Source organism: Streptomyces sp. NPDC046909, from assembly GCF_040644695.1.
Lineage (GTDB): Bacteria > Actinomycetota > Actinomycetes > Streptomycetales > Streptomycetaceae > Streptomyces.
The window spans coordinates 166,171-191,355 of sequence record NZ_JBEYXC010000012.1; the positions used below are offsets into that span (position 1 = coordinate 166,171).

A 25,185-nucleotide genomic window follows, 5' to 3' on the forward strand; every position below is an offset into this window, starting at 1 on the left:
GTCAGCTCAGAAAGCTAACACCGGGAGATGTGACAAAGGGCGGCCGATCCGGTCTTTTGCGGACGTGACAATCAGCACCCGTTCACATGGAACCGACGTACGAGAGGGGCCAAGGGTTGCTCTGGCGGGGAAAAGTGTTATCACTTGGATAGGCTGACGCTAAGCCTTACGAGACCGCACCAGAACCGGGGGAACCTCATGACCACACACGACGACACGACCGCCGACGTACCCGCCATGCCCGCCCCGCGCGTGCGCGAGTTCGCCGCGCACAGCATCGGGGGCGGGCTCGCGCTGCTGCTCGGGCTGCTGGGGCTGTTCGCGGGGGCCGGAATGATTGCTGCCGCTACGGCGGTCGCGGCGACCGGCGCGAAAGCCGCGCTGATCGTCGGCGGGATCGTGGTCGGTCTCGCCGCGTTTCTCGCCATGTGCGGGCTGAACACGGTGGCGCCGGGCGAGGCGCGGGTGGTGCAGCTCTTCGGGCGGTACCGGGGGACGATCCGGCAGGACGGGCTGCGCTGGGTGAACCCCTTCACCTCGCGGACCAAGATCTCCACGCGGGTGCGCAACCACGAGACGGCCGTCCTGAAGGTCAACGACGCCTACGGAAACCCGATCGAGCTCGCGGCGGTCGTGGTGTGGCGGGTCGAGGACACCGCGCAGGCGACCTTCGAGGTGGACGACTACATCGAGTTCGTCTCGACCCAGACCGAGGCGGCCGTCCGGCACATCGCCATCGAGTACCCGTACGACGCCCACGAGGAGGGCGGTCTCTCGCTGCGCGGCAACGCCGAGGAGATCACCGAGAAGCTCGCGCTCGAACTGCACGCGCGCGTGGAGGCGGCCGGTGTCGAGATCATCGAGTCACGCTTCACGCATCTCGCCTACGCTCCGGAGATCGCCTCGGCGATGCTCCAGCGGCAGCAGGCCGGGGCGATCGTCGCGGCGCGGCGGCAGATCGTGGACGGGGCGGTCGGGATGGTCGAGGCGGCGCTGGCCCGGATCAGCGAGCAGGAGATCGTCGAACTCGACGACGAGCGGAAGGCGGCCATGGTGTCGAACCTGATGGTGGTGCTGTGCGGGGACCGCGCGGCCCAGCCGGTCCTGAACACCGGGACCCTCTACCAGTGACGGATCCCCAGGATCCCCAGGGTCCCGAGGAGGGGTCCGCCTCCAAGCGGCGGCCGCAGCAGCGCAAGCAGGTGCTGCTGCGGCTCGACCCGTCGGTGTACGAGGCGCTGGCGCGGTGGGCCGGGGACGAGCTGAGGTCGGCGAACGCGCAGATCGAGTTCCTGTTGCGCAAGGCCCTCGCGGAGGCGGGACGGCTGCCGGGCGAGGCCAAGCCGATCCCGCGCCGGGGACGGCCGCCGACGCAGTAGCAGAACCGTGACAATCGGCTCTCACCTGCGCCTTCACGTCTCGCGCAGCCACCTACACACTCCGCGTATACACACCGGGTATACGCCGTGTGTACAGTCCTCCGCATGTCCATCGGTCACACCCTTTTGGGACTCCTGGAGTCCGGGCCCCGCCACGGTTACGACCTGAAGCGGGCCTTCGACGAGAAGTTCGGTCATGACCGGCCCCTGCACTACGGCCAGGTCTACTCGACGATGTCCCGTCTGCTGAAGAACGGTCTCGTCGAGGTCGACGGCATCGAGGCCGGCGGCGGCCCCGAGCGCAAGCGGTACGCGATCACCGAGGCCGGCATCACCGACGTACAGCGGTGGCTGGCGACGCCGGAGAAGCCCGAGCCGTATCTGCAGTCGACGCTGTACACGAAGGTCGTCCTCGCGCTGCTCACGCACCGGGACGCGGGCGACATCCTCGACACGCAGCGCTCCGAGCATCTGCGGATGATGCGGATCCTCACCGACCGGAAGCGGAAGGGCGATCTCGCCGATCAGCTCATCTGCGACCACGCCCTGTTCCATCTCGAAGCCGATCTGCGCTGGCTGGAACTGACCGCCGCGCGCCTCGACAAACTCGCCCAGGTGGTGGCCCAGTGACTCCAGCCGGTTCCCTTCTCGTCGCCGACGACCTGCGCAAGGCGTACGGCCCGACCCTCGCGCTGGACGGCGCCGAGTTCTCCATCCACCCCGGTGAGGTCGTCGCCGTGATGGGCCCCTCGGGGTCCGGGAAGTCGACGCTGCTGCACTGTCTCGCCGGGATCGTGACGCCCGACTCGGGCTCGATCCTGTACAACGGCCGCGAGATGGCGACGATGAACGACGCCCAGCGCAGTGCCCTGCGGCGCTCCGAGTTCGGGTTCGTCTTCCAGTTCGGCCAGCTGGTCCCCGAGTTGACCTGCGTCGAGAACGTCGCCCTGCCGCTGCGGCTGAACGGCACCTCCCGCAAGGAGGCCGAGAAGACCGCCCTGGGGTGGATGGAACGGCTCGAGGTCGACGACCTGAAGAAGAAGCGGCCCGGCGAGGTCTCCGGCGGTCAGGGCCAACGCGTCGCCGTGGCACGGGCGTTGGTGACCAGCCCGCGCGTGCTGTTCGCCGACGAGCCGACCGGCGCGCTCGACTCACTCAACGGCGAGCGGGTGATGGAGCTGCTCACCGAGGCCGCGCGGTCCACCAACGCGGCCGTCGTGCTCGTCACGCACGAGGCGCGGGTGGCGGCCTACTCGGACCGCGAGATCGTCGTACGGGACGGCAAGTCCCGGGACATGGAGCGAGTGGTATGAGTTCCATAGGGGGACAGTGGGCGCGGGATCTGGCCATGGGGGTCAGGTTCGCGTTCGCCGGGGGACGCGAGGGCTGGGTGCGGGTCCTGCTGACGGCCGTCGGGGTGGGGCTCGGGGTGGCGTTGCTGCTGCTGACGACCGCGATCCCGAGCGCGATGGCGGAACGGGACCGGCGGGAGGACGCCCGGCAGGACCAGAGGTTCAGCGCGACCACGCTGAAGAAGGCCGACGACACCTTGCTCGTCGGATACATCACCACGACGTACCACGACAAGAACGTGCGGGGACGGGAGTTGGAGCCCGAGGGCGCCAAGGCGCCCCTGCCGCCCGGGGTTTCGGCCTTCCCGGCGCCGGGCGAGATGGTGGTCTCCCCCGCGCTGAAGAAGCTCCTGGACTCCGACGACGGGAAGCTGCTGCGGGAGCGGCTGCCGGACCGGATCGTCGGGACCATCGGGGAGAGCGGGCTGATCGGCTCGGCCGAACTCGCCTTCTACCGTGGCGCCGAGGGGCTCGCACCGAAGGTCAACGGCGCCACGGTGGAGCGCCTCGACCGGTTCGGGACGCCCAGCCCGCCGTCGGAGCCGCTGGATCCCGTGCTGCTGCTGCTGATCCTGGTCGTCTTCGCGGTGCTGCTGACGCCCGTCGCCGTCTTCATCGCCGCGGCCGTGCGGTTCGGCGGTGAGCGGCGTGACCGGCGGCTCGCGGCGCTGCGGCTGGTGGGCTCCGACGCCCGGATGACCCGTCGGGTCGCGGCGGGCGAGGCGATGGCCGGGGCCCTGGTGGGTCTGGTGCTCGGCGCCGGGTTCTTCATGATCGGCCGCCAGATAGCGGGCTCGGTCGAGCTGTTCGACTACAGCTTCTTCCCCAGCTATCTCAACCCCTCGCCCCTGCTGGCCCTGCTGGTCGCCGTCGCGGTGCCCGCGGCCGCCGTGCTGGTCACCCAGTTCGCGCTGCGCGGGGTCGTCATCGAGCCGCTCGGTGTGGTGCGTACGGCGAAGCCCTCACGGCGCCGGCTGTGGTGGCGGCTGCTGCTGCCGGTGGGCGGGCTCGCGATGCTCTACCCGATGATCGGCCAGGGCAATGACCGGGGGAACTTCAACCAGTACCTCACCGTCGGCGGCGTCATGCTGCTGCTGGTCGGCATCACGGCGCTGCTGCCCTGGATCGTCGAGACGGTCGTCGCCCGGCTCGGCGCCGGCCCGGTCGCCTGGCAACTGGCCGTACGCAGACTCCAGTTGAGCAGCGGTACGGCGGCCCGTATGGTCAACGGCATCGCGGTGGCGGTGGCCGGTGCGATCGCCCTCCAGATGCTGTTCGCCGGCGTCGACGGCCAGTACACGGACCGCAAGAGCGAGCCCGTCACCGGGGCGGAGATGTCCGTACGCGTCGTCCGCGACGCCCCCGTCGCCACGGCCGAGAAGCAGCTCACCACGACCCGGGGCGTTAAGCACGTCTACGACATCGCCGACGGGTATCTCGGCGACACCCGCACCGACCCCCAGCACTTCGCCCCCGTGTCCGTCGGCAGCTGCGCCTCCTTGCGCGAGGTCGCGAAGCTCCCCTCCTGCCGGGACGGCGACGTGTTCCTCCTGAAGGGCGACGCCTACGCCTACGAGACGGCCGACATCGTCAAGCGCAGCAAAAAGCTCTGGTTCGAGGACTCCGACGACGACAAGACGACGAAGTCGGTCGCCTGGACCGTCCCGGAGGGCGTCAAGGACGTCCAGCCCACGGAGGACTCGACGCGGATCGGCCGCGCCGGTCTGCTGATGACCCCGGCGGCCGTGCCCTCGGGCGCCGACCGGCTGCTCTCGACGGAGCTGTACCTCCGGCTCGACAAGTCGGTGGCGGACGCCCGCGAGTACGTCCGCAACACGGCGGCGCGCCTCAACCCGTACGAGGAGCCCAACCAGTTCGTCAGCGTCGACCGCAACGAGAACTACGCCGCCATCCGCGGCGGCCTGTTCGTCGGCGCCACCTGCGTCCTGCTCCTGATCGGCGCGAGCCTCCTGGTCTCCCAGCTGGAGCAGCTGCGCGAGCGCAAGAAGCTGCTGTCGTCGCTGATCGCCTTCGGCACCCGGCGCTCCACGCTGAGCCTGTCGGTGCTGTGGCAGACGGCGATCCCGATCGGCCTCGGTCTGGTGCTGGCCTCGACGGTGGGGCTGACACTCGGCGCGGTCCTGCTGAAGATGACGGACACCCCGGTGTCGGTGGACTGGCCGAGCGTGCTGTCGATGACGGGCGCGGGCGCCGCGGTCGTCCTCGCGGTGACCCTGCTCAGCCTGCCGCCACTGCTGCGGCTGATGCGGCCGGACGGGCTGCGCACCGAATGAGAAGAGGGGCCCCTCCCGGACGGGAGGGGCCCCTTTTCCGTCCCCTCAGAGGCTGTACTCCCGCACCACGCGCCGTACTTGGGCGAAGAGCATGCCCACGTTCACGGACTTGCGGCACACCACCACGGCCACGACGTCCTGTTGCTCGGTCAGCCGGACGAACAGGTGGGTGAGGTTCTCGCTGTTGACGAGGATCTCCTGGAAGAAGTGGTTGTCGCTCTGGATCCCGCGGCGCTCCTTGAAGACGTCCTCGATCATCACGACCGTACGTCCCTGGAAGAGGTCGAGGGTGGCGCCCGCGAGCAGGTCCAGGACCTCGGGCGGGTGGTTGTCGACGGTCTCGTAGGAGAGCAGCATGCCGGTGGACATGTCGACCACGCCCGCGGCGACACAGTCCGGGGCGTCCGTACGCAGAGACTTGACCAGGCCCATCACCTGGTCGGAGAAACCGGGGGTCATACGCTTCGTCGCCATCCCTTCAGACTCCTTCCGCTGCCTTGTGCGTGAGGATCGATCCGATGCGGTCGAGGGCGGGCTGGGTGGCCCGGTGCAGCCGGTCGACGTCGATGCCCTCGTCGCCGAGGACGACCATGAGGGCGGTGTCGCCGACCGCGTAGAACGCGGCACAGCCGTGGCTGCCGTACGTCACGGTCTGGCGCAGGGTGCCCCGGTCGGTGGCCTGGGCGGTGCGGCGGGCCAGACCGAGGCCGGCCGCGGCGAGGGCGGCGAGGCCCTCGGGGTCGATGGAGTCGGCGGTGTCCGCCGCGATGAGCAGTCCGTCGGCGGCGGCGACCGCGGTATCGGTGATACCGGTCACCTGTTCCCTCAGGCCCCTCATTTCGAGTGCCAGGGCTTCGTGATCCATGTATTCAACTCCCCAATTTCTGTTCGGATCTGTTCGGCTTCTTCATTTCGGGGCTCCGTTTCGCAGCCGGAAGAAACCGCCGGGTTTACGGCGGGGCAGGTCGCCGGGTTCGTCGGACTGGGCGGCAGGGGGCGTCGGATCGCGTTGCCGGATGCCGTCGGTGATCGGGCGGACGGGGATCGGCGGGGTCTCGTCCGCGCACTCCAGGAGCCCCGCGTCGAGCATCCGGGCCATCTCGACGGTGACGGTGTAGACCCCGCGCCCGGTGCGGAAGGCGAGGTCCCGGGCGGTGCTGCGGCCGTCCGCCCGGGTGTGCAGCTCGCGCTGGAGCTCGCCGAGGCCGGCGGGATCAGTCCGCGGGGCCGGTGTCGGCCGCTCCCGGTCGGGGCGGACGGGGTGCGGCAGGGCGGCGAGCGCGTCGAGTCTGCGGGTGGCGTCCTGGAGCAGCCGGCGCGGGATCTCGCCCACGGCGACGGTGGCGAACGGCTCGGTCTCGGCGACGCGTTCACAGCCGTGCACCCGGCCCGCGAGGATCGCGAAGACCGCGTCGTGCAGGGCCATCACGCACACGACCTTGAGCTGGGCGGCTCCGGCGTGCCCGCGTGCGATCAGCCCGGCGGCCGGCCAGCGCGCCCCGCCCGACTCCCGTACCAGCGCGGCCCATTCCTCGCCGGTGACCCGGCCGGAGCGCAGCAGCAGCGCCTCGGGACCGGGGGCGCCCGGGCTCTCGGCGCCGACGACGAGCCCGCCGCGCAGATGCAGGGTGCCGCCGGGCACTCCGGCGACCCGCAGCTCGCCACTGAACTCCTCGCGCCCGCAGACCGTCAGGGCGTGTGCCAGCAGGTCGTGGCCGACCTGGTCGAGGTCGAGGGAGTCACGAAAGCCCGACATCACTCCCCCTGGCATTTCGCACATACGCCTGGCGCGTAGCACTGAGGGGGGTATGTGTATCAGTCGCAGGGCATATTTCGGCCGGGTTATTCCGAGCTGCTCCCAGCTGACGGAAATTGAAACGTAGAGCCGTTCAATTCGCTTTGTTCGGCGCTCATTTGAACGAATCTCAGGCGTCTGTCTCCGGACTCGCGAACACTCTGACAGGCAGCGGCCGCAACGCCTCGCGCAGCGCGGTGGCCAGTTCTCCGTACTCCGCTCCGCGGGCCGCTCCCGTGCGCATGGCGAGGGCGATACGGCGGGCGGGGGCGGGGGCGGCGAAGGACGCGGTGCGGAGCCGGCCGCTGCGGCTGGTCTCGACGGTGACGGCGGTGCGCGGCAGCAGCGTCACCCCGAGCCCGCCGGCGACGAGCTGGACGAGCGTGGACAGTCCGGCGGCCGTGGTGGTGACCGGCGCGTCGGCGCGTCCGGCCTCCCGGCAGACGTCGAGGGCCTGGTCGCGCAGACAGTGCCCCTCGTCGAGGAGCAGCAGATCGAGCTCCTTCAGCACGTCACGGGCGAGGTCCGCCCGCCCGCCGAGCGGATGTCCGAGAGGCGTGACGAGCACGAAGTCCTCGTCGAAGAGCGGGAGTTCGACGACTCCGGGCACGCCGAGCGGCACGGCGAGCAGCAGCAGGTCGAGGCGGCCGGTGGTGAGCCCGTCGACGAGGTCGGCGGTCTTCTCCTCGTGGACCTGGAGGTCGAGGTCCGGGTAGCGCTCATGGACCAGGCTGAGGACGGTGGGCAGCAGATACGGCGCGGCGGTCGGGATGACCCCGAGCCGCAGCACCCCGGTGAAGGGCGCCCGCACCGCCTCGGCCTCCTCCATGAGCGCCCCGACCTCGTCCAGCACCGCCTTGGCCCGTACGGCCAGCCGCTCCCCGGCGGGCGACAGCAGCACCTTGCGGGTGGTCCGCTCCAGGAGCGTCACCCCGAGGGCCTCCTCCAGCGCGGCCACGGCGCCGGACAGCGCGGGCTGGCTCATGCCGATCGCGGCGGCCGCGTCCCGGAAGTGCAGATGCTCGGCGACGGCCGCGAAGGCGCGCAGCTGGGCGAGACTCGGCTGCCGCCGCTTGGCCACGCTACTCACGGTCACTGATAGTCGCCTCCAATCAACATGACCGATTGTAGCGATTTCCCGTATCAACGCACTTCGGGCGGGGTTCAGCGCCGGGTCGGCCAGGACATGCGCCGCGTGCCTCGCTCACTCCTCGCGGGCGGGACCCTCCGTCTTCGGGGGCGCGACCGGAGCCACGTCCACCGCGGTGGCGCCCCGGGGCCGCGGCGCCTGCTTCAGCGCCTGCTCCCGGGAGTACGTCCGCAGATAGCCCACCACCGTGTTCGTCACCGCGACCAACGGCACCGCCACCACCGCGCCCCCGATCCCCGCGACCATCCCGCCCGCCGCCACCGACAGCACCACGGCCAGCGGATGCACCCGGACCGCGCGGCCCAGGATGAACGGCTGGAGGATGTGCCCCTCGATCTGCTGCACCGCCAGCACGACCACCAGGGACATGACCGCCGTGAACACGCCCTGGGTCACCAGCGCGACGACCACCGCCAGCGCGCCGGACACCACCGCGCCCACCAGCGGGATGAACGCGAACAGGAAGATGAAGACGGCCAGCGGCACGGCCATCGGAACGCCGAGGAAGTAGATGCCGAGGCCGATGAAGATGGCGTCGATGAGCGCCACTATCACCGTGCCCCGCACATACGCCGTCAGCGTGCGCCACGCCCGCGGCCCCGCACCGGCCACCCCCGGCCGCGCCGCCGCCGGCACCAGCTTCAGCGTCCACTCCCAGATGCGCTTGCCGTCGTAGAGCAAAAACAGGGTGGAGAAGGCGGCGAGCAGGATGCCCGTCAGCGCCTCGACCACGACCGTCACGCCCTCCAGACCCGCCGAGGTGATCTGGTCGCTGTTCGCGCCGATCGCGTCCTGGAGATTCTGGGAGATGTCGTTGATCTGCTTGTCGGTGACATGGAACGGGCTGTTGAGCAGCCAGTCCCGCAGTTCGTCGATGCCGTCCTGGACCTGGTCGGAGACGTTGTCGATGTTCTCCATGACCTGCCAGGTCACGAACCAGCCGATCAGCCCCATCACGACGAAGCCGAGAATCGCGGTGAGCGCGGTCGCGAGGCCGCGCGGCACGCCGTAGCGGCGCAGCCAGGCCACCGTCGGCTGGAGCAGCGCGGTGATCAGCAGGGCGGCCACGAAGGCGAGCACGACGAGTTGGACGGCGCTGATGACCCGCATGAGGACCCAGACCGTGCCCGCGAGCACCAGCAGCCGCCAGCCGGCCTCGGCGGCGACGCGCATGCCCCAGGGGACCGCCAGCGCGGGATCGGGGCGCGGGGTCTCGACGAGAGGTGTCTCGTCCTCGGCCGGCGGGGGCTCGTCGGCGGGCGGGGGTTCCTCCTCGCGCTCCGCCTCCGCCCGGCGCTCGTCCAACCGCTCGCCCATCTCGCTCAGTCCATGGCCGAGCCGGCCGAGCCACCCAGGCACTCGCGACATGATCCCCGTCCGTCCCTTTCCCCCGTCGTTCCCCACCACTCCCCCCTGGAGCCTGTGAGTCGTCCGTCAGACCGTAACAGGGCGAAAGCCCCTCACCGTAGGACGGCGAGGGGCTCTGCGGGGTTGAGCGACGGCTGGGGCCGACGGCTCTAGTACCAGTGGTTGGCCTGCCAGAAGGACCAGGCCTCGCACGGGCTGCCGTAGCGGCTGTCCATGTAGTTGAGGCCCCACTTGATCTGGGTGGCCGGGTTGGTGCGCCAGTCGTCGCCGACCGAGGACATCTTGGAGCCCGGCAGGGCCTGGAAGAGGCCGTAGGCGCCGGAGGAGGCGTTGACGGCGGTGTAGTTCCAGCCGGACTCGTGGTCCACGATGTTGCTGAAGCACTGGAACTGCCCGCTCGGCACCATCTGGGCCGCCATCGCCTTGATCTGGGCGACGGTGTACGAGCTCTGCACGGGGAAGCTGGAGGAGTCCCGGGAGGCCGCTGCCTTGGCCTCGGCGCGCTCCTTGGCCTCCGCGGCCGCCTTCTCCGCGGCTTCCTTCTTCTCGACCGCCGTCTTGGCCGCGGCCTTGCGGGCCGATTCCTCGGCGACCTTCTTCGCGCTCGCGTCGGCGGCGATGGCCTGGACATTGGCCTGCTGCGTCAGGGACGCGGTCTGCACCTGGGCCTGCTGGCCCGCCGGTATGTCCGAGAGGAGCGTCGAATCGGCTGCTGCCGCCTCGGCGTCGTTCGTCTGCGCGACGCTGCCCGAGGCAACGCCGACGACGCTTCCGACAGCGGTGACCGCGGTGGCAGAGGCCACTGCGAATCCCCGGACCGAAATCGGACTCACACGGTTTCCTTCCAGCATCGCCCGCTTCGGTGACCCTGGCGGACGCAATCTTGCCCCTGGCGCTGGCCTCCCAACTGCTGGGTCACGGGAAGCACGGGCCCGATGGGCAACTCCCGTGAGGGAGGCGCCGCATGAAGCTTGGGCGGCATACGACGTCGACTATGGAGTTGAAGCTGGTGTTGCTGTGGTGCCGTACCGCTGGGGGCACAGGAGTGTCGTATGCGGGGCCTGACAGGAGTGAGACTCTGCCGTACCCCGACGCCGGGTGGCAATTCTGAGTTGCGTGTGAAAGCTCACATCCCGTTTGACCCCAGGGATTTTGAGAAACCGCAACGCACGACGACGCCGCCCCGCTAGGCTCTACGGCCTTTCGCGGGACGGCGCCAACTGACCTGCGGTTTCCTGGGATTACCTCAGATCTGACCGTCCTCCAGCATTTCGGTCACAAGGGCCGCAATCTGGGACCTCTCGGACCGGGTCAGGGTGACATGGGCGAAGAGCGGATGCCCCTTCAACTTCTCCACGACGGCGACGACACCGTCGTAGCGCCCTACGCGCAGATTGTCCCTTTGTGCCACGTCATGAGTGAGAACCACCCGTGAATTGGCGCCGATTCGGGACAGAACGGTGAGAAGCACATTCCGTTCCAGCGACTGGGCCTCGTCCACGATCACGAACGCGTCGTGCAGCGAGCGTCCGCGGATGTGGGTGAGGGGCAGCACTTCGAGCATCCCGCGCGCGGTGACCTCTTCGATGACCTCGCGGCTGGTGACCGCGGACAGCGTGTCGAAGACCGCCTGCGCCCAGGGGCTCATCTTCTCGGCCTCGGACCCGGGCAGATACCCGAGCTCCTGCCCGCCCACCGCATACAGGGGACGGAAGACCATGACCTTCTGGTGCTGGCGGCGCTCCAGAACCGCCTCGAGCCCCGCGCACAGCGCGAGCGCCGACTTGCCGGTGCCGGCCCGGCCGCCCATGGACACGATCCCGACGTCCGGGTCGAGGAGCAGATCCAGAGCGATACGCTGCTCCGCGCTCCGCCCCTTGATGCCGAACGCCTCCCGATCGCCGCGCACCAGGCGGATGTTGCCCTCGGGGCTGACCCGGCCCAGCGCCTTGCCGCGCTCGGACTGGATGGTCAGACCCGTGTGCACCGGCATGTCGGCGGCCTCGGGGACGTACACATGGCCTTCCTCGAAGAGGATGTCCACCTGTTCGCCCGGCAGGGTCAGTTCGGACATCCCGGTCCAGCCGGAGGAGTCCGTGATGGCGAGTTCGGCGCGGTACTCCTCGGCGAGGAGACCGACCGAGGACGCCTTGATCCTGAGCGGGAGATCCTTCGACACGACCGTGACGTCGAACCCCTCGGCCTGCAGATTGCGGGCGACCGCGAGGATGCGGGAGTCGTTGTCCCCCAGGCGGTAGCCGGTCGGCAGGATGCTGGGGTCCGAGTGGTTGAGCTCGACACGGACGGTTCCGCCGAGTTCCCCGATCGGGATGGGGGCGTCGAGGCGACCGTGCCGCACCCGGAACTCGTCGAGCAGACGCAGGGCCTGCCGGGCGAAGTAACCGAGTTCGGGATGGTGCCGCTTGGCCTCCAGCTCTGTCACCACGACGATCGGAAGCACGACTTCGTGCTCGTCGAAGCGGTTCAGGGCGTTCGGGTCGGCCAGCAGAACGCTGGTGTCGAGAACATAGGTGCGCCGGTCAGGCAGACGGCGCTTTGTGCTGGTCACCACGGAAGGACGTACCCCCTCGGATGAGGTCGGGGAGCGACGGAGTGGAGCTGGACCGGTCGACGGCCGCGATGCACGCTGTGCACGGGCCGGGAACCGGCCCTCCACTGCTTCTTCCGTGCTGAATCCGCACGGTAGGGCTGGTGCAAAGGGCCTCCCGGGCGAACGGCTCCGGTGCCGCCCGCTGAGGATCCGACACCCGTGGTTCGGGTGTCGACCTGCTTGGCTTATGCCCTCGAACATGCGCTGCCATGCCAGCGCATATGACGGCGCGCTGGTGAACTCCTTGTTACATCAGCCCCAAACGGGGTACTCCCGGCAGCTGCGCCTCAGCCGCCGTAACGGCGGTGCCGCGCCGCGTAGTCGCGCATGGCCCGGAGGAAGTCGACCTTGCGGAAGGCCGGCCAGAAGACCTCACAGAAGTAGTACTCGGAGTGAGCCGTCTGCCACAGCATGAATCCGGACAGCCGCTGTTCGCCGCTGGTGCGGATGACGAGGTCGGGGTGGGGCTGGTCACCGGTGTAGAGGTGGCGGCCGATCGCGTCGATGGTGACGGACTCGGCGAGCTCCTCCATCGAGGTGCCCTTGTCGGCGGCGTCGAGCATCATCGACCGCACGGCGTCCACGATCTCCTGGCGACCGCCGTAGCCGATGGCGAGGTTGACGAGTATCCCGTCGATGTGGGCGGTGGACTCCTCCGCCTCCTTCAGCGCCGTCTGCATCTGCGCGGGCAGCAGGTCGGGGGTGCCGACGTGGTGCACGCGCCAGCGCCCGTCCGCGGCAAGCGTCCGGACGACATCCTCGATGATGCCGAGCAGCGGGCCGAGTTCGTCCCGGGGGCGGTCGAAGTTGTCCGTCGACAGCAGCCAGAGCGTGACCACCTCGACGTCCGTCTCGCTGCACCAGCCGAGGAACTCCTCGATCTTCTCGGCACCCGCACGGTGACCGTGGACGGTCGTGGCCTTCGCGGCCTTCGCCCAGCGGCGGTTGCCGTCCATGATGACGCCGATGTGCTTGGGCACCTGAGCGTGGTCCAGGTGGCCTTCCACCCGGCGTGCGTAGAGCCTGACGAGCAGGCCGCGCAGCTTGTCGCGCAGGTTCACGTGATTGCCCCTCCGTGCGGATGCGGTCCCCGCGGCTGAAGGGTACCGGTGCGGCCAGTGGGCCCGTGTCTCGGGGTTGTGCGCCGGCTGTGGGGGGGTGGCCTTTGTACGCGGGCGACTGCGGGTTGTTCGTGGCTGGTCGCGCAGTTCCCAGTTCCCCGCGCCCCTTAGGTGGATGCGGGTTGCCGTCTCTCCAGGAGTGCCCTCTGTGGGCATAAAAAACGGGCCGGTCCGTGGGGGGGAGACGGACCGGCCCGAGGGGGGGTTTCCACCATAACCCTTCGTAAGTGATGCTGCGTGCATCGGCGTGCCACAACTACTCTCCGGAGTCGGATGGCGACGCGGCCGGGGGTGGGAAACGGGTCGTTCATAGGGCGTTCATGGCCGGATCACGGCGGATTCCCAGGGCGATGGCGTGAGTTCCGGGGTGATCCGGAGGACGTGGGGACGGTCGCCCAGTCGGGTGACGCCCGCTGTGAACCTTTGCTTGACGCCGGACGACGGGAAGGCAGGGCACCGCGCAGCCCCCTCCGCTGCGCGATGCCGCCCGCGCAGCTTTGCTGACGCGAATTACCTTGGTCTGAACTTACGTGAGATCAGAGTAAGAAGCGAGCTGATGGTGATAACGATGTGGAAACCTCGTGAATCCCATGGATCCGAAGGGGGAATGGGGTATGGATGCGTCGATTGCCCGATTTGCGATATCGAGGGGGCGGGGGCGGGCGGGTCGCCGGCCATCTAGGACGCTTCCTGACCTCATTCCCGCCTAGCGTCGGGGCATGACGAGGATTACGTGGGCCGGCGCCAGTGCCCGGCGGCTCGAACGGCAGTTCTTGGCCACTTCCGCGAAAACGGGCACCGCCGTCGCCGATGTGGTCGCCGCGATGCTCGGGGCGCATGCCCAGGTGCTGTCGGCGGCCGAGCTGTCGGTGGGGGTGCGGACGGAGGGGGTGACGCGGGCGGACGTACGCGCGGCCCTGTCAGAGGGGGACGGACGGTCGCTCGTGAAGACGCACGGCCCGCGCGGGACGGTCCATCTGCTCCCCGTCGCCGAACTCCCCGTGTGGTGCGCCGCGTTGCCTTCGATTCCGGGGGCCGCCGGATCGGGCTTCGCACCGGACGTACGGGTCACCGAGGACCAGGCCGACCAGATCGTGGCGGCGATCGGGGACGCCCTCGACGGGGTCTGCCTCACCGTGGACGAGCTGAGCGAGGAGGTCGTGGCCCGCACCGGCTCCTGGGCCGGCGACCTGGTGATGCCCGCCTTCCAGACCCTGTGGCCGCGCTGGCGGCAGGTACTGCACCGCGCGGGCTGGTCCGGCGCCCTGTGCTTCGGCCCCAACCGGGGTCGCAAGGTGACCTACACCCGCCCACCCCACTTCACTCCGCTGCCGGAGGAGGAGGCGGTACGGACCCTCGTACGACGCTATCTGCGCGCCTACGGTCCGGCGACCCCGGCGTGGTTCGCCAAGTGGCTGGCGGCGCCCGGCGGTTGGGCGTCCGGACTGTTCCGGCGGATGGCGGAGGCCGGGGAGATCGAGGAGGTCGACTTCGAGGGGGCGGGGGCCGCCTGGGTGGAGGCGGGGGATGCGGCGTTCCCGGAGGAACCGGTGCGGGGCGTCCGGCTGCTCCCCTACTTCGACGCGTACGGCATCGCCGCCCAGCCTCGTGAGCGGCTGTTCCCCGGTGCCGCGTACCAGCGGGCGCTGGCGGGCGGGCAGGCGGGGAACTTCCCGCTGCTCCTCGTCGACGGCGTGGTGGCCGGCGTCTGGCACCAACGGCGCCAGGGACGGCGTACGACGGTCACGGTCGAGCCTCTGCGACGGCTGACGGCGCGGCAAGAACGGGAGTTGGGGGAACGGGTGGAGCGAGTGGGTGAAGTGCTGGAGGCGAAGCCGGAGTTGGTGATCGGGGAGGTGACGGTCGGGGCGCACGCGTGAGTGGGGGTCAGGGGGTCGGCTTCCTCGCGTCGAAGAGGTGGCGGGTGCTGTGGGCGACGAAGGGGCCCTCGGACTCGATCCGCTCGTGCAGGGTGCGGAGTTGGGCGTCGTAGGTGTCGACGTCGAAGTCGGGGACCATCCACACCACCTTGCGCAGGAAGTGGACGACGGCGGCGATGTCGTGGAACTCGATCCGCAGCCGCTCGGCGCGCAGTTCGACGACTTCGAGCCCCACGGCCTCGGCGTCGGCGCGTTCTCGGTCGGGGTGGCGGGCCGAGCGGCTGGCCTCGGGCTGGGGTCCCAGGAAGTGCTCGACGAGTTCGAAGACGCTGCGGGGACCGACGTGTTGGGCGAAGTACGTGCCGCCGGGCTGGAGTACGCGGGCGATCTCGGGCCAGTTCGGGGCGACGGGGTGGCGGCTGGTGACGAGGTCGAAGGCGGCGTCCGCGAAGGGCAGCGGGGCGTCCTCGGGCGCGGCGACGACGGCGACGCCGTGCGGGCGGAGCAGTGCGGTGGCCTTGGCCACGTTGGGCGGCCAGCCCTCGGTCGCGACGGTGAGCACGGGCGCCCGCTCCGCCGTACGGAGGGCGAAGTCCAGCACCTCCCCTCCCCCGGTCTGGAGGTCGAGCGCGGCCGTGGCGCGAGAGAGGCGGCCGGCCTTGGCGGTGGCGTACCCCCAGGAGGGGCGCGCCTCGGTGGCCCGGCCCTCGAACCAGGAGAAGTCCCAGCCGGCGGTGGGGACGGCGGCGCCTTCGGCTACGAGGGTTTCGTAGGTGGGGTGGGGGTTGTCGGCGTGGGGGTTGTCGGGGTGGCGGTGGGTGGTCATGGGGGGATGGTTGCAGGGGGGTGGGGACGGGTGCCGCTGTTCTTCTTCTCGCCCGTCCCCTGCCCAGCCGGGAGGGGACGGGTGCGTCGAGGGGGCTGCTCAGCGGTTGACTGCCTGGATCTCCTGTACGACGACGTTCTGCGTGGCGCCGAAGCTGCCGTCGGGGAGGTCGCCGCCCGCTCCGCCGGTGCCGGTCCAGGTGATCCTCCAGGTGACCGTGGCCCGGAGAGGGTACGTGCCGTCGCCGGAGGAGCGCAGGTACTTCACTCCGCAGGGCGGCGCCTGGTCGGCCTTGCCCTTGGCGTAGGGCTCGCCGATACGGCCGTTGTCGATCTCGCAGACGCCGGATGCCGGGTAGGTGACGGCGTCGGCGGTGCCGGGCTCGATCTTGAGGGACACGGGTTCCGCGGTGGCGGTCGCCGAGATACCGATCTCCTGGACGGAGGCCGTGACGGAGACCGGCTTGAAGTCGGCGGCGTCCAGCCAGGCCCAGGTCGGGAGGTTGACCTTGGTGGCGTTGGCGGGGGCCAGGGTCACCTTGGTGCCGGGGACTCGGATCTCGTTGTAGGCGAGTTCGGCGAGGATCTCGGGGGTGACGGCGTTCTTGACGTTGGCGGGTGGGGCGTCGCCGGTGTCCACCCAGAAGTAGTCATCGTCGTAGCACGAGTCCCAGCCGGGCGGGTAGCTCTTGTTGACGTACGTCCCCCACCAGTACCCGTCGCCGGCCTTGTCCTTGTTGAAGCCCTTTTCCTCGTCGTTGGCGTTGTACTTCTCCCGCTGCGAGTTGTCCCACTCCGCCCCGGTCGAACCGACCTCCCAGATCGGCTCCAGCTTCTTCTGCAGTTGATCGGGGGTGTACATCGGGGCGTACCAGCACGCCGGTGGCGTCCAGGACGTGGTCGAGGTCAGCGCGCCCGTGGAGTTGCCGCTGCCGTTCTTCGAACGGTCGAAGACGACGCCGCCGACGGTGACGGAGAGGTTGCCCTTGCCGTCGGCGTTCGCATCCTGTTGCGGATTACTCGAGTCGAGAGTGCCTCCGGTCGGCGAGTCATCGCCATGCGCCGCCCCTGGAAACGCGAAGAGCGACAAGCAGACACCGACGACAACCGCGGTCGGCACCTTCATTGCGCGTGTCAGGGCTGGCACTTGGCGCTCCCCCTCTGCGAGACGATCTTCTGGATCGCCCAGACGCCCTTGCTGTTCTTCTTGAGGGACGTGTGGTAGATCACGTAACTGTCGGAAGTGACCTTGGTCTTCTTTGCCTTGTTGGTCTTGAGGTCCTTCACATACGCCTTGCCCTGGTCCTCGCAATAGCTGAGGGAAGCGGTGCCGTCCTTGTCGACGGCCACTTCAGGGTCGTAAAAGCGGTAGGCCCCCGTGATGCTCGCCTTGGCATCCACGTACTCCTTGACGAACTTCTCTACTCCGAAAGCGGCCTCGCCCTCGTAGTAGTAGAGGTACGCCTTGTCGAGTGCGTTCTGGTTCACGATCGCCAGGTCCACAGCCTTGATGGACTGCTCCCCGTCGGCCAGAACCGCGTCCTTGTCCTTATCGCCCGTCTTCGGCCAGTCGAAGGTGTAGGACAGGTCCGACGGCATCTCGATCTTCGGGCGCCCGGCGGCCGCCGACGCACTCGGGCTCGGAGACGGCGACGTCTCGCTTCCCGTGTCGGCTCCGGCGATCTTGTCGTTGTCGCTGTCCTTGGAGCTGTCATCGCTCCCGCACGCGGACAGCGTCAGGACCGCCGTGGCGGTCAGTGCGATCGCTGCGAACAGGGTGGGGCGGCGGTTCACGGTCGGCTCCCGGTGAGGCGAGGCTTCTCTTGAGCGAACCAACGCTATCCAGGGGGCCGCGGTGACACCAGGGTGAAGGTTGTCAACCGTTAGGGTTTATGCGCCCAAATGGGGCGTGGACGGACCGGGTTGGGCCGTAACGGTTGCGTAACGCGCCCGCCTCTCCGTGCTGAGCGTGCGATTCCAGTTATGAACAAGCAAAGGAGAGACGATCGTCGGCCAGCATGCCGGTACGTTCGGCCGACACTGAGCGCGGAAAGGGGCCGGAGCATGGCGGAACGGCGGTTGCGGGACGGGCGGGGGACTCTGGTCGTGGGGGGAGAGTCGGAGTCGGGCGGGGCTTCCGTTCCCTTGGAGATCGCCGCCTCCTATCGGGCCCGTACCAAAGGGCTGTTGGGGCGGGACTCCGTCGACGGGGCCATCCTGCTCTCGCCTGCCAACAGCATTCACACCTTCCGTATGCGCATGCCGATCGACGTCGCCTATCTCGATCGCAAGCTGAACGTCATCGCCGTACGCACCATGAAGCCCGGGCGTCTGGGACTGCCCCGGATCCGTGCGCGGCATGTGGTGGAGGCGGAGGCCGGGGCGATGGCGGGGTGGGGGCTGCGGGCCGGGGTGCGGGTGGAGGTGGAGGCGGAAGCGGAGGGCGCTGGGTGACTGTCTCCGGGAACGGCCGGACAGAGACGGAGTGTTGGCCGTGCCGGTGGCCGTGACGCGCGGGCGGGCGGCACGGCCACCGGCAGGGGGTGGCGCCGGTGCGGTGCGGCTCGGCTATGCCGCCTGCGTGAGTTCGGCGCGGCCGAACAGCAGCGCGTAGCCGGAGGGGAGTTGGTGCAGGATGCGGGTGACGAGATCGGGGCCGGCATACGCCGCGACGGCGGAGAAGACGGACCCGGTGTCCCAGCGGGTGGTGGCAAGCGAGGCACCGTTGCGGGCGGCGAGGTCCTTGACGAAGGCCCAGCCGCCCAGTTGCCGGGTGTCGGGGATCTGGGCGGTGAGGATGCGGGCGGCTTCGAGGGGGAGGCGGGCGGCCAGTTCGACGCGTTCGTCGCCGGTCAGCTGGCGTCCCAGTCCGGCGAGGACCAGGCGGACGGCTTCCTCGGCCCGCTCACGGGTGGGGTAGGCGCCCTCGTAGCGGACCTTCTCCAGCATGTGCTCGTACGCCCTGTCGTAGGACTGCTGGAGCGGCGTGTGCTGGTCGGACATCACGGTGGTGGTTGCCTTTCTGTCACCGGGGTCGTGGTGACCGGCGCGCGGTCACCGGTGGGTGGGTGGTCAGGTGGGCCGGGGGTGGCCGAAGAGGAGGTCGTAGCCCGGCGGGAGCTGGAGCAGGATCTCCTTGAGGAGGTCGTCGCCGGCCGCGTCGGCGGCCGTGGACAGGACGGCGCCGACATCCCAGGCGGCGGTCTGCTCGGTCGCCCCCTCGATCCACGCCGCGGCCGCGCGCACGAACCGCTCCGGAGGCAACGGCTCGGCGCTCTGCAACGGGTTGAGGAGGATCAGCGCGAAGCCGTCCGGCAGACGCGCCGCCAGCCGTGCGCGCACCTCGCCGACCAGGTGCGCGCCCAGCAGCGCGAGCACCACACGCGCCGCACGGTCGGCTTCCTGCACGGTGTCGTACTCACCGCGTTCCTTCACATGGTCGAGGAACGCTTCCCGTCGCACGGTCACGTCTGCCGCCACCCTTCCTCGGCACTGGCTTTCCCGGCAATGGAGGGCCCACGGAGCCCATGGAGGCCATGGGCCCACGGAGGGCGCGGAGGACAGGCCCGGGATGGAGGGGAGATCAGTCGCCCGTCCTCCGCCGCTCTTCAGCCCTCGGCCATCCGGCTCAGCCGGAGATCTCCTTGCGGTCGGATCCGACGCCGATGGTGATCTTGCGGGGCTTGGCGCGCTCGGCGATCGGGATGCGCAGGGTGAGCACACCGGCGTCGTAGTCGGCCTGGATGTGCTCGGTGTCCAGCGTGTCGGCCAGCACGAGCTGGCGGGAGAAGACGCCCAGCGGCCGCTCCGAGAGCTCCATCTGCACGTCGTCGGCCTTGGCCACGGGCCGGCGCTCCGCCTTGACGGTCAGCATGTTCCGCTCGACGTCGATGTCGATCGCGTCCGCGCTGACACCGGGGACGTCGAAGGCCACCACGTATGTGTCGCCCTCGCGGTAGGCGTCCATCGGCATCGGGGAGGGGCGCGACCAGGTGCCGGGGCCCATCAACTGCTGTGCCAGCCGGTCCAGCTCACGGAAGGGGTCAGTGCGCATCAACATTGGAAACACCTCCAGGAAGGTTCGGGCAGTGGCTGCCAATGCGCCTCACTGAAACCGTTGTACCATGTCATCCAATGGATGACAAACATGGCGTCGTCCAAAGGATGACTACTGAAGGAGGTGCCCCGGAGGTGCCCATGACCCCGGCCGACCAGCCGATTCCGCCCGGCGTCGACGTAGACGTGGACGTCGACGTATCCAGCCCGGCGTCGTTTCTCGCCGCCGCGACGGCACTCCAAGCCATCAACGACGCCCTGCACGCCGCTCAGCACGAGAACCCCGACGCCGTCGATCCCGACGAGGTCGCCCCGGAGCAGGCCCTGGCCTCCCTCCTGCTGCTGCGGCAGGTCCGGGAGCAGCTCGCCGGATGGGAAACCGGCCTGATCGAGACCGCCCGCCACGCGGGAGCCAGCTGGCTCGACCTCGCCCACCCCCTCGGCGTCGCCAGCCGCCAGGCCGCCGAACGCCGTTACCTACGAGGCCGCCCGGGCCCCGCGGGCACCACCGGCGAACAGCGCGTCCAGGCCACCCGCGAGCGCCGCGCCACCGAACGCGCCACCGCCAGCTGGGCCCGCCGCAACGCGGCCGACCTGCGCCGCATCGCCGGCCAGATCACCGCCCTCACCGACCTGCCCGCCGCCGCCCGCCGCCCCCTCGCCCAGCTCGACGCGGCCCTCGGCCACGACGACCCGGCCGCCCTCCTCCACCCGCTCAACGCCACTCGCGTCCATCTGACCTCCAGCCACCCTGAACTCGCAGCCCGGCTTGACGCCCTTACGGACGCGGCGGCTGGGGGCTCCGCCGGGGGTTCGGTGACTCCTGAGTGAGGGCTTCGATGAAGGGGGTGAAGGTGGGGGTGGAGAAGGTGAGCGTGGCTCGGGTGGGGGCCTTGGAGTCGCGTATGGCCACGTGGGTGGTGGAGTTGGCGATCTCCACGCACTCGTTGCCGTCGTCGGGGCCCGAGTAGGTCGACTTCCGCCAGTTGTCCATGCGTTGCCTCACAGCTCCTTCGCCAGCCGGTGGATGAAGTCACGCGACCGCTCGGGGTCGAGTGAGACACCTTCCACCTTACGGAAACGCGTTCGAAAGGCGCCGAGCTGTGCTTCACAGTCGATGAAGGCCGAGCCGTGCGGTACGTCGCGCACCACGGTGTCCAGCTTGGGGACCGGGCCACCGACGTACGTCATGGTGCTCGCCGCCCTGCCGAAGCCATCGAGGTCGAACGGGATGACGCGCACGGAGGCGTTGTCCGACTCCGAGAAGTCCAGGAGCTTCGTGAGTTGCGCCCGGGAGGCGCTGCGGTCGCCGACCCTGATGCGCAGGGCCGCCTCATGGATCACCAACTCGTAGGGGAATTCCACCTTCTGGCCGGCCATGCGGTGGCCCACGCGTACTTCGAGCTCCTCCTGGGTGAGTTCGGGGACCCTCGCGGAGAAGACGCCTCGGGCGTAGGCCTCCGTCTGTAGCAGGCCGGGCACGTAGAGGATGGCCACGTCGCGGCGGAAGGCGGCGTGGTGGTTCAGTTCGGAGATGTCCAGGAACGACGTCGGCAGGAGCCCTCGGTACTCCTCCCACCAGCCGCGCGTACGGTCCGTTGCCATGACCGCCAGGGCGTCGACGAACTCCCCGTCGGTGCAGGCGTAGTGGGACGCGAGACGACGCAGGCGCTGCTCGCTCACCCCCTTCATCCCGGCTTCGATCTGGCTTACCTGGACCCGATTCACCCCGAGCAGCGCCGCCGCCTCGATGGTGGTCAGGCCGGCCGCCTCGCGGAGCCTGCGCAGTTCGACCGCAAGGCGCATCTGACGTGCAGTTGGTTCACGCCTCGGGACCATCCGCCGCTCCTCGGTTCAACACGCCTGCCAATGAGGCCCGTTCGGGGCCAGATTACGCGATCAGCTTGCCGGAAGTTACATGTACCCCCTACCTTCGGTGACGCAACGCACACGCTGCGGAAGTGCACCGCGCCGCCCTGCCACGGCGGCCGCGACACCGCCACCGCGCGCTACCCCACCCTCACCGAACGGGAGTTGACCATGCCCGAAACCGAACCCGCGCCCTGGGAGTACACCCTCTACATCCCGAACGACGTCCGCGCCGTCACCGTCAGCCGCCGCACCCTCCGACTCATCCTCACGATGCACGGCCTGATCCGCCTCGTCGACGTCGCGGAGCTCCTCGCGGCGGAGCTGGTTTCCAACGCCGTACGGCACACGAAGGGGCCTGCCGCGCTGCGGGTGCGGTGGGCGGCGGGCGTGCTGCGGCTCGGAGCGTGGGACGCGGATCCGGAGCCTCCTGAGCCGCCGGGGGTGTTGGAGGAGATCACCTGGGCGGAGGAGGGGAGGGGGCTGGCGTTGGTGCGGGCGTGTGCCGACGTGTGGGGGTGGCAGCCGTTGACCAGGGAGGGCAACCGGGGGAAGTACGTGTGGTGTGAGCTGGCCGCGGCTTGAGAGTGACCGTGGGGCCGCAACCCAGCAAACGGGCGGTTGTTCAAGCACGCCTTCTACTGCGGCTCGGTGGGCGTCCCTGTCGGGCGGGGTGGGCAGGTCGGGGCGTTCTCGGCCTCGTCGCAGCATGCCTGGGGCTGGGCGGCCTGGTCGATGAATACGTCGTGCGCCGACTTCAGTTCAGCGCCGCGCATTCTGAGATGGCCTGGCCGAGCCGCTCCCGCCCGTCAGCAGCTCAGGGCCATGATCCCGACTCCGAGCCCGGCGTAGAGGTCCGGCGCGGCGGTGGCCACCAGCGCTCCGTCGGGGAGTGTCAGGTTCGGCCGGGCGGCATGTACGGCTGCGGCTACACCAGGACCGACCTCGTCGCGGGACAGCTCGGCGACGATCGCCGCTCTCTCGCGCTCAGCCTCCTCCACCCACAGGCGCGCGTCCACGCTGGCTGCCGGAGCGTCGAGGCGGCCACACAGTGTGGAGCTGTCGAGGACAACGAGTTCGGTGAGATTTAACGGGACGGCTCCGCCTCCGCGAGCGCGGCCCGGCAGGCAGCGCTGGCCTCGCGCATCTTGCGGCGCATCTCCGCGGACTCCTCGTCCGTCACGTGATGACCGAACCGCTCGGCAAGCACCGCGCGGGTGCGATCGGCCCTCTCCTTGACCTGTTCCGCGGTCAGAGTCTGGGCGGCGATCTCCTGCATGAGGGCACGAAGACTCGTGCCCCGGGCCTCTGCGACGGCGGCGAGTTGGTCACGGACTTCGGCGGGCACACGGATCATGACATCGGCCATGCCGCGAGTATGAGTCACGTACGCGCCGAGTGCCCTGTCGCCGGCCGCTAGCCTTCCCCGCGCGGAAAGGAGACCTCCACCCGTCGGTTCTTCTTGCGGCCCGTCTCCGTGGAGTTGTCGGCGATGGGGTACTGCTCGCCGTAGCCCCGTACCTCGTAGGTGACGTTGGCGTCGTTCAGTTCGGACTCCAGGATGTCCTGTACGGCGTTGGCGCGCTGCTTCGACAGGACGTCGCCGTGGGCGGAGGAGCCGAGGTTGTCGGTGAAGCCGAAGACGCGGATCTTCGTGGCGTTCTGCTTCTTGATCTCGTCGGCGATGGCGGCGATACGGGCCTTGGACTCGCCGCTCAGTTTCGCGCTGTCCTTGCTGAAGAGGACCTCGGCCTGGAGGGCGAACTTGACGTCGGCGTTGGTGTCTTCGCGGCGTTCCTCGCCGGCCTCGTCCTCCACGACCTGCTTGATGTCCAGGACCTTGGGCTCGGCGAGGGTGGCGCCCTCGGGGAGTTTCAGGTCGGGGTCGTTCGGGTCGACCTGGACGGGGGCGGAGGCCGAGGCCTCGGTGCCCGGGGGGACGCTCGGGTCCCCGTCGGCTCGGGCCGCCACGGCGCCGTAGAGGTTCGTGGCGACCATGACCGTGGCGGCGGTCACCACCAAGGCCACTCGGGGTGCGGTGAAGGTCATGGCCTGCCTCACCCGGAGATCTTGATCGTGGCGCTGGAGAAGGTGGGGAGTTGGAGGGAAACCTCCGTTGTGGTCTCAGGCGGGGACGGGAACTGCATGAAGACGGGGAGTTCCTCGCCTGCCTTGAGGACGCCCAGGCCCGTTGTCGTCAGCGGGCGCCCTTCCGTGTCGCGCAGGACGTAGTAGCGCTTCTTCTCCTTGGAGTCGACGAGGGTGGCTCCGCCGAGCGACCTGCCGTGCGCGATGACCTCGGTTTCGTCGCCTCGCAGTCCGGACGGCACCGGGATCGTCTTGCCCGTGTCGTTCTTCAGCGTGCCGTTCACCGTGAGGAATCCGCCGGAGTCGCGTTCGGCGGAGGTGACTTGGAGGATCAACCCGCTCGAACCCTTCAGCTCGGCCTGGGGCTCGTCCGACTGGCCCTCTTGAGGGCTCGGGTCGGATCCTCCGTCACCCTTGGAAGCAGACGCCGTCGTCTCCGGCTTCTTGTCGTCGTCACCGCCCCCGCCGCAACCGGCCACACCGACGGCCAGTCCGGCCGCGAGCGCCAGCGCGACGACTCCCCTGCGGGCCTTCGCCGTGAACCGAATGCTGCTCATGCGTCTGCCTTCCTTCATCACTCGTCGTTCGCTTGTCAGTCGGCCAGGTGGACGTCGAATAGGTCCTGGGGCTCGGGCAGACCGGTCGGGTTGTCCGGGTCCACGTCCCAGTTCCTGTCCTTGCAGGTCAGGCCCGGCAAGTCGTCGTCCTCAGGTGCGTCCTCGGCGGGGAGTTCGAACTCGCACAGGGGCTCGATCTCCGCGCGGGCGGAGGCCGTCGACCTCTCGTCCTCGGTGCCAGGGATGACGGACTCCCCCACGGACCTGTTGGTCCTGACCTCGACCTTGTACGCCAGCGGGCCATCCGGGTCGCAGACCAGCACCACGGCGTCGTTCTGCGCCGCGAGCTCGTCCGCACGACCGCACGAAGGGTCGAGTCCCTCCGCGTTGCCGTCGAAGATGTCCTGCCACTTGGTCGGGTCGAGGATGTCCGTCAGCCACAGGCCCGCGAGTTGATCCCGTCGGTCCTGAGCCGCCGCCAGGGCCGCCGCGTCGGCGGCGGTCTGGGCTCCGTTCCGGTTCGCCGCGGCCTGGCCGACCGCAAGGTACGCGAACGCGAGAAAGAGCAGGCCTCCCACCACCGTGATGTAGATGGGGAAGGCCTGTCCTGCGTCTCCGCGTGCGCGTCGGCGCATCAGGTGATTTCGGCGATCTTCGCGGTGATCGCGTCGGCGATCGCACCCCCGAAGTCCGTACCGAGAAGGACGAGGATGATCGCGACGACCACCGCGATGATGCCCAGATACTCCACGGCCGTCTGACCCTTGTCGTCTCGGGCGGCCCGGGCCTTGAGATACGCGACCGTACTGTTGATCCAGTTGCTCATACTGTTCCCCTTCA

The 25,185-nt window shown here is 69.5% G+C and carries 31 protein-coding genes; 9 read left to right on the forward strand and 22 right to left on the reverse strand.

What is annotated here, in order from left to right:
* Positions 1–198 precede the first annotated feature (198 nt).
* From ABZ928_RS34660 to ABZ928_RS34680, 5 genes are all read left to right on the forward strand, one after another.
* Entirely contained in the window at positions 199–1,131 is a 933-nt protein-coding gene (locus ABZ928_RS34660; RefSeq protein WP_361527689.1) for an SPFH domain-containing protein, read from the forward strand.
* Positions 1,128–1,379 (forward strand): hypothetical protein, encoded by a 252-nt coding sequence (locus ABZ928_RS34665; protein WP_361527691.1) that lies wholly within the window; start codon positions 1,128–1,130, stop codon positions 1,377–1,379. The genes ABZ928_RS34660 and ABZ928_RS34665 overlap by 4 nt, the downstream gene beginning before the upstream one ends.
* Before the next feature lie 105 nt (positions 1,380–1,484).
* Complete coding sequence (locus ABZ928_RS34670; protein ID WP_361527693.1) at positions 1,485–2,009, forward strand: PadR family transcriptional regulator; 525 nt, start codon at positions 1,485–1,487, stop codon at positions 2,007–2,009.
* Positions 2,006–2,692: an ABC transporter ATP-binding protein gene (locus ABZ928_RS34675; protein WP_361527695.1), complete on the forward strand. Its 687-nt coding sequence runs from the start codon at positions 2,006–2,008 to the stop codon at positions 2,690–2,692. Before ABZ928_RS34670 ends, ABZ928_RS34675 begins: the two co-directional genes overlap by 4 nt.
* On the forward strand, positions 2,689–5,025 hold the full coding sequence (locus ABZ928_RS34680; protein ID WP_361527696.1) for an ABC transporter permease: 2,337 nt from the start codon (positions 2,689–2,691) through the stop codon (positions 5,023–5,025). The genes ABZ928_RS34675 and ABZ928_RS34680 overlap by 4 nt, the downstream gene beginning before the upstream one ends.
* Before the next feature lie 45 nt (positions 5,026–5,070).
* Here the strand turns inward: ABZ928_RS34680 and ABZ928_RS34685 are convergent, their stop codons facing one another.
* From ABZ928_RS34685 to ABZ928_RS34720, 8 genes are all read right to left on the reverse strand, one after another.
* Positions 5,071–5,499 (reverse strand): hypothetical protein, encoded by a 429-nt coding sequence (locus ABZ928_RS34685; RefSeq protein ID WP_361527698.1) that lies wholly within the window; start codon positions 5,497–5,499, stop codon positions 5,071–5,073.
* Between the two features lie 4 nt (positions 5,500–5,503).
* The gene (locus ABZ928_RS34690; RefSeq protein WP_361527700.1) at positions 5,504–5,890 is read right to left on the reverse strand and encodes a roadblock/LC7 domain-containing protein; all 387 of its coding nucleotides are present in this window, start codon (positions 5,888–5,890) and stop codon (positions 5,504–5,506) included.
* A gap of 42 nt (positions 5,891–5,932) precedes the next feature.
* Positions 5,933–6,781: a MarR family transcriptional regulator gene (locus tag ABZ928_RS34695; protein ID WP_361527702.1), complete on the reverse strand. Its 849-nt coding sequence runs from the start codon at positions 6,779–6,781 to the stop codon at positions 5,933–5,935.
* A 169-nt stretch (positions 6,782–6,950) separates the two neighbouring features.
* A complete protein-coding gene (locus tag ABZ928_RS34700) occupies positions 6,951–7,916 on the reverse strand; it encodes a LysR substrate-binding domain-containing protein (RefSeq protein WP_361527704.1) in 966 nt (321 codons plus the stop codon).
* Positions 7,917–8,024: 108 nt separating this feature from the next.
* Positions 8,025–9,338 carry an AI-2E family transporter gene (locus tag ABZ928_RS34705; protein ID WP_361527706.1) on the reverse strand — a complete coding sequence of 438 codons (1,314 nt, stop codon included), beginning with the start codon at positions 9,336–9,338 and terminating at the stop codon, positions 8,025–8,027.
* A 149-nt stretch (positions 9,339–9,487) separates the two neighbouring features.
* The gene (locus ABZ928_RS34710; RefSeq protein ID WP_361527708.1) at positions 9,488–10,171 is read right to left on the reverse strand and encodes a transglycosylase SLT domain-containing protein; all 684 of its coding nucleotides are present in this window, start codon (positions 10,169–10,171) and stop codon (positions 9,488–9,490) included.
* Between the two features lie 413 nt (positions 10,172–10,584).
* Entirely contained in the window at positions 10,585–11,910 is a 1,326-nt protein-coding gene (locus ABZ928_RS34715; RefSeq protein WP_361527710.1) for a PhoH family protein, read from the reverse strand.
* Positions 11,911–12,236: 326 nt separating this feature from the next.
* Positions 12,237–13,010, reverse strand: coding sequence for an isoprenyl transferase (locus ABZ928_RS34720; RefSeq protein ID WP_361527712.1), 774 nt, complete (start codon positions 13,008–13,010; stop codon positions 12,237–12,239).
* 779 nt (positions 13,011–13,789) lie between these two features.
* Between ABZ928_RS34720 and ABZ928_RS34725 the strand changes: the two genes are divergently transcribed.
* Positions 13,790–14,950, forward strand: a complete 1,161-nt coding sequence (locus ABZ928_RS34725) for a winged helix DNA-binding domain-containing protein (protein WP_361527714.1) — start codon at positions 13,790–13,792, stop codon at positions 14,948–14,950.
* A 7-nt stretch (positions 14,951–14,957) separates the two neighbouring features.
* Here ABZ928_RS34725 and ABZ928_RS34730 read toward each other — a convergent pair whose 3' ends face one another.
* The 3 genes from ABZ928_RS34730 to ABZ928_RS34740 form a co-directional block, all read right to left on the reverse strand.
* Positions 14,958–15,776, reverse strand: coding sequence for a class I SAM-dependent methyltransferase (locus ABZ928_RS34730; RefSeq protein ID WP_361527716.1), 819 nt, complete (start codon positions 15,774–15,776; stop codon positions 14,958–14,960).
* 99 nt (positions 15,777–15,875) lie between these two features.
* A complete protein-coding gene (locus ABZ928_RS34735) occupies positions 15,876–16,922 on the reverse strand; it encodes a hypothetical protein (RefSeq protein WP_361527718.1) in 1,047 nt (348 codons plus the stop codon).
* Positions 16,910–17,569: a hypothetical protein gene (locus tag ABZ928_RS34740; protein WP_361527720.1), complete on the reverse strand. Its 660-nt coding sequence runs from the start codon at positions 17,567–17,569 to the stop codon at positions 16,910–16,912. The genes ABZ928_RS34735 and ABZ928_RS34740 overlap by 13 nt, the downstream gene beginning before the upstream one ends.
* A gap of 270 nt (positions 17,570–17,839) precedes the next feature.
* Here ABZ928_RS34740 and ABZ928_RS34745 point away from each other — a divergent pair, with 270 nt between their 5' ends.
* Positions 17,840–18,229: a DUF192 domain-containing protein gene (locus tag ABZ928_RS34745; RefSeq protein ID WP_361527722.1), complete on the forward strand. Its 390-nt coding sequence runs from the start codon at positions 17,840–17,842 to the stop codon at positions 18,227–18,229.
* Positions 18,230–18,343: 114 nt separating this feature from the next.
* Here ABZ928_RS34745 and ABZ928_RS34750 read toward each other — a convergent pair whose 3' ends face one another.
* From ABZ928_RS34750 to ABZ928_RS34760, 3 genes are all read right to left on the reverse strand, one after another.
* Entirely contained in the window at positions 18,344–18,781 is a 438-nt protein-coding gene (locus tag ABZ928_RS34750) for a DUF2267 domain-containing protein (RefSeq protein ID WP_361527724.1), read from the reverse strand.
* A gap of 66 nt (positions 18,782–18,847) precedes the next feature.
* A complete protein-coding gene (locus ABZ928_RS34755) occupies positions 18,848–19,243 on the reverse strand; it encodes a DUF2267 domain-containing protein (RefSeq protein ID WP_361527726.1) in 396 nt (131 codons plus the stop codon).
* Positions 19,244–19,403: 160 nt separating this feature from the next.
* A complete protein-coding gene (locus ABZ928_RS34760) occupies positions 19,404–19,835 on the reverse strand; it encodes an Hsp20/alpha crystallin family protein (protein WP_361527728.1) in 432 nt (143 codons plus the stop codon).
* A 137-nt stretch (positions 19,836–19,972) separates the two neighbouring features.
* Between ABZ928_RS34760 and ABZ928_RS34765 the strand changes: the two genes are divergently transcribed.
* Positions 19,973–20,662: a type III effector protein gene (locus tag ABZ928_RS34765; protein WP_361527982.1), complete on the forward strand. Its 690-nt coding sequence runs from the start codon at positions 19,973–19,975 to the stop codon at positions 20,660–20,662.
* Here ABZ928_RS34765 and ABZ928_RS34770 read toward each other — a convergent pair.
* Both ABZ928_RS34770 and ABZ928_RS34775 read right to left on the reverse strand, forming a co-directional pair.
* Positions 20,610–20,825, reverse strand: coding sequence for a DUF397 domain-containing protein (locus tag ABZ928_RS34770; RefSeq protein ID WP_361527730.1), 216 nt, complete (start codon positions 20,823–20,825; stop codon positions 20,610–20,612). The two genes, ABZ928_RS34765 and ABZ928_RS34770, sit on opposite strands and share 53 nt — an antisense overlap.
* An 8-nt stretch (positions 20,826–20,833) precedes the next feature.
* Positions 20,834–21,670, reverse strand: coding sequence for a helix-turn-helix transcriptional regulator (locus tag ABZ928_RS34775; RefSeq protein ID WP_361527732.1), 837 nt, complete (start codon positions 21,668–21,670; stop codon positions 20,834–20,836).
* Between the two features lie 201 nt (positions 21,671–21,871).
* Here ABZ928_RS34775 and ABZ928_RS34780 point away from each other — a divergent pair, with 201 nt between their 5' ends.
* The gene (locus ABZ928_RS34780; RefSeq protein WP_361527734.1) at positions 21,872–22,285 is read left to right on the forward strand and encodes an ATP-binding protein; all 414 of its coding nucleotides are present in this window, start codon (positions 21,872–21,874) and stop codon (positions 22,283–22,285) included.
* A 224-nt stretch (positions 22,286–22,509) separates the two neighbouring features.
* Here ABZ928_RS34780 and ABZ928_RS34785 read toward each other — a convergent pair whose 3' ends face one another.
* The 6 genes from ABZ928_RS34785 to ABZ928_RS34810 form a co-directional block, all read right to left on the reverse strand.
* Entirely contained in the window at positions 22,510–22,719 is a 210-nt protein-coding gene (locus tag ABZ928_RS34785) for a hypothetical protein (RefSeq protein ID WP_361527736.1), read from the reverse strand.
* 68 nt (positions 22,720–22,787) lie between these two features.
* Positions 22,788–23,069, reverse strand: coding sequence for an Arc family DNA-binding protein (locus tag ABZ928_RS34790; RefSeq protein WP_361527738.1), 282 nt, complete (start codon positions 23,067–23,069; stop codon positions 22,788–22,790).
* Between the two features lie 47 nt (positions 23,070–23,116).
* Positions 23,117–23,749 (reverse strand): OmpA family protein, encoded by a 633-nt coding sequence (locus ABZ928_RS34795; RefSeq protein ID WP_361527984.1) that lies wholly within the window; start codon positions 23,747–23,749, stop codon positions 23,117–23,119.
* Positions 23,750–23,757: 8 nt separating this feature from the next.
* On the reverse strand, positions 23,758–24,345 hold the full coding sequence (locus tag ABZ928_RS34800; RefSeq protein WP_361527740.1) for a hypothetical protein: 588 nt from the start codon (positions 24,343–24,345) through the stop codon (positions 23,758–23,760).
* 35 nt (positions 24,346–24,380) lie between these two features.
* Positions 24,381–24,980 carry a pilus assembly protein TadG-related protein gene (locus tag ABZ928_RS34805; RefSeq protein WP_361527742.1) on the reverse strand — a complete coding sequence of 200 codons (600 nt, stop codon included), beginning with the start codon at positions 24,978–24,980 and terminating at the stop codon, positions 24,381–24,383.
* Complete coding sequence (locus tag ABZ928_RS34810; protein ID WP_361527744.1) at positions 24,980–25,171, reverse strand: hypothetical protein; 192 nt, start codon at positions 25,169–25,171, stop codon at positions 24,980–24,982. The genes ABZ928_RS34805 and ABZ928_RS34810 overlap by 1 nt, the downstream gene beginning before the upstream one ends.
* Positions 25,172–25,185: the final 14 nt, after the last annotated feature.

Bases quoted from the DNA above. Each gene is read 5' to 3' on its own strand.
- ABZ928_RS34795 (WP_361527984.1), bottom strand. From the start codon at position 23,749: ATGACCTTCACCGCACCCCGAGTGGCCTTGGTGGTGACCGCCGCCACG.
- ABZ928_RS34780 (WP_361527734.1), top strand. From the start codon at position 21,872: ATGCCCGAAACCGAACCCGCGCCCTGGGAGTACACCCTCTACATCCCG.
- ABZ928_RS34725 (WP_361527714.1), top strand. From the start codon at position 13,790: ATGACGAGGATTACGTGGGCCGGCGCCAGTGCCCGGCGGCTCGAACGG.
- ABZ928_RS34695 (WP_361527702.1), bottom strand. From the start codon at position 6,781: ATGTCGGGCTTTCGTGACTCCCTCGACCTCGACCAGGTCGGCCACGAC.
- ABZ928_RS34705 (WP_361527706.1), bottom strand. From the start codon at position 9,338: ATGTCGCGAGTGCCTGGGTGGCTCGGCCGGCTCGGCCATGGACTGAGC.
- ABZ928_RS34770 (WP_361527730.1), bottom strand. From the start codon at position 20,825: ATGGACAACTGGCGGAAGTCGACCTACTCGGGCCCCGACGACGGCAAC.
- ABZ928_RS34660 (WP_361527689.1), top strand. From the start codon at position 199: ATGACCACACACGACGACACGACCGCCGACGTACCCGCCATGCCCGCC.
- ABZ928_RS34690 (WP_361527700.1), bottom strand. From the start codon at position 5,890: ATGGATCACGAAGCCCTGGCACTCGAAATGAGGGGCCTGAGGGAACAG.
- ABZ928_RS34805 (WP_361527742.1), bottom strand. From the start codon at position 24,980: ATGCGCCGACGCGCACGCGGAGACGCAGGACAGGCCTTCCCCATCTAC.
- ABZ928_RS34685 (WP_361527698.1), bottom strand. From the start codon at position 5,499: ATGGCGACGAAGCGTATGACCCCCGGTTTCTCCGACCAGGTGATGGGC.
- ABZ928_RS34760 (WP_361527728.1), bottom strand. From the start codon at position 19,835: ATGTTGATGCGCACTGACCCCTTCCGTGAGCTGGACCGGCTGGCACAG.
- ABZ928_RS34745 (WP_361527722.1), top strand. From the start codon at position 17,840: ATGGCGGAACGGCGGTTGCGGGACGGGCGGGGGACTCTGGTCGTGGGG.
- ABZ928_RS34765 (WP_361527982.1), top strand. From the start codon at position 19,973: ATGACCCCGGCCGACCAGCCGATTCCGCCCGGCGTCGACGTAGACGTG.
- ABZ928_RS34810 (WP_361527744.1), bottom strand. From the start codon at position 25,171: ATGAGCAACTGGATCAACAGTACGGTCGCGTATCTCAAGGCCCGGGCC.
- ABZ928_RS34680 (WP_361527696.1), top strand. From the start codon at position 2,689: ATGAGTTCCATAGGGGGACAGTGGGCGCGGGATCTGGCCATGGGGGTC.
- ABZ928_RS34790 (WP_361527738.1), bottom strand. From the start codon at position 23,069: ATGGCCGATGTCATGATCCGTGTGCCCGCCGAAGTCCGTGACCAACTC.
- ABZ928_RS34730 (WP_361527716.1), bottom strand. From the start codon at position 15,776: ATGACCACCCACCGCCACCCCGACAACCCCCACGCCGACAACCCCCAC.
- ABZ928_RS34670 (WP_361527693.1), top strand. From the start codon at position 1,485: ATGTCCATCGGTCACACCCTTTTGGGACTCCTGGAGTCCGGGCCCCGC.
- ABZ928_RS34775 (WP_361527732.1), bottom strand. From the start codon at position 21,670: ATGGTCCCGAGGCGTGAACCAACTGCACGTCAGATGCGCCTTGCGGTC.
- ABZ928_RS34800 (WP_361527740.1), bottom strand. From the start codon at position 24,345: ATGAGCAGCATTCGGTTCACGGCGAAGGCCCGCAGGGGAGTCGTCGCG.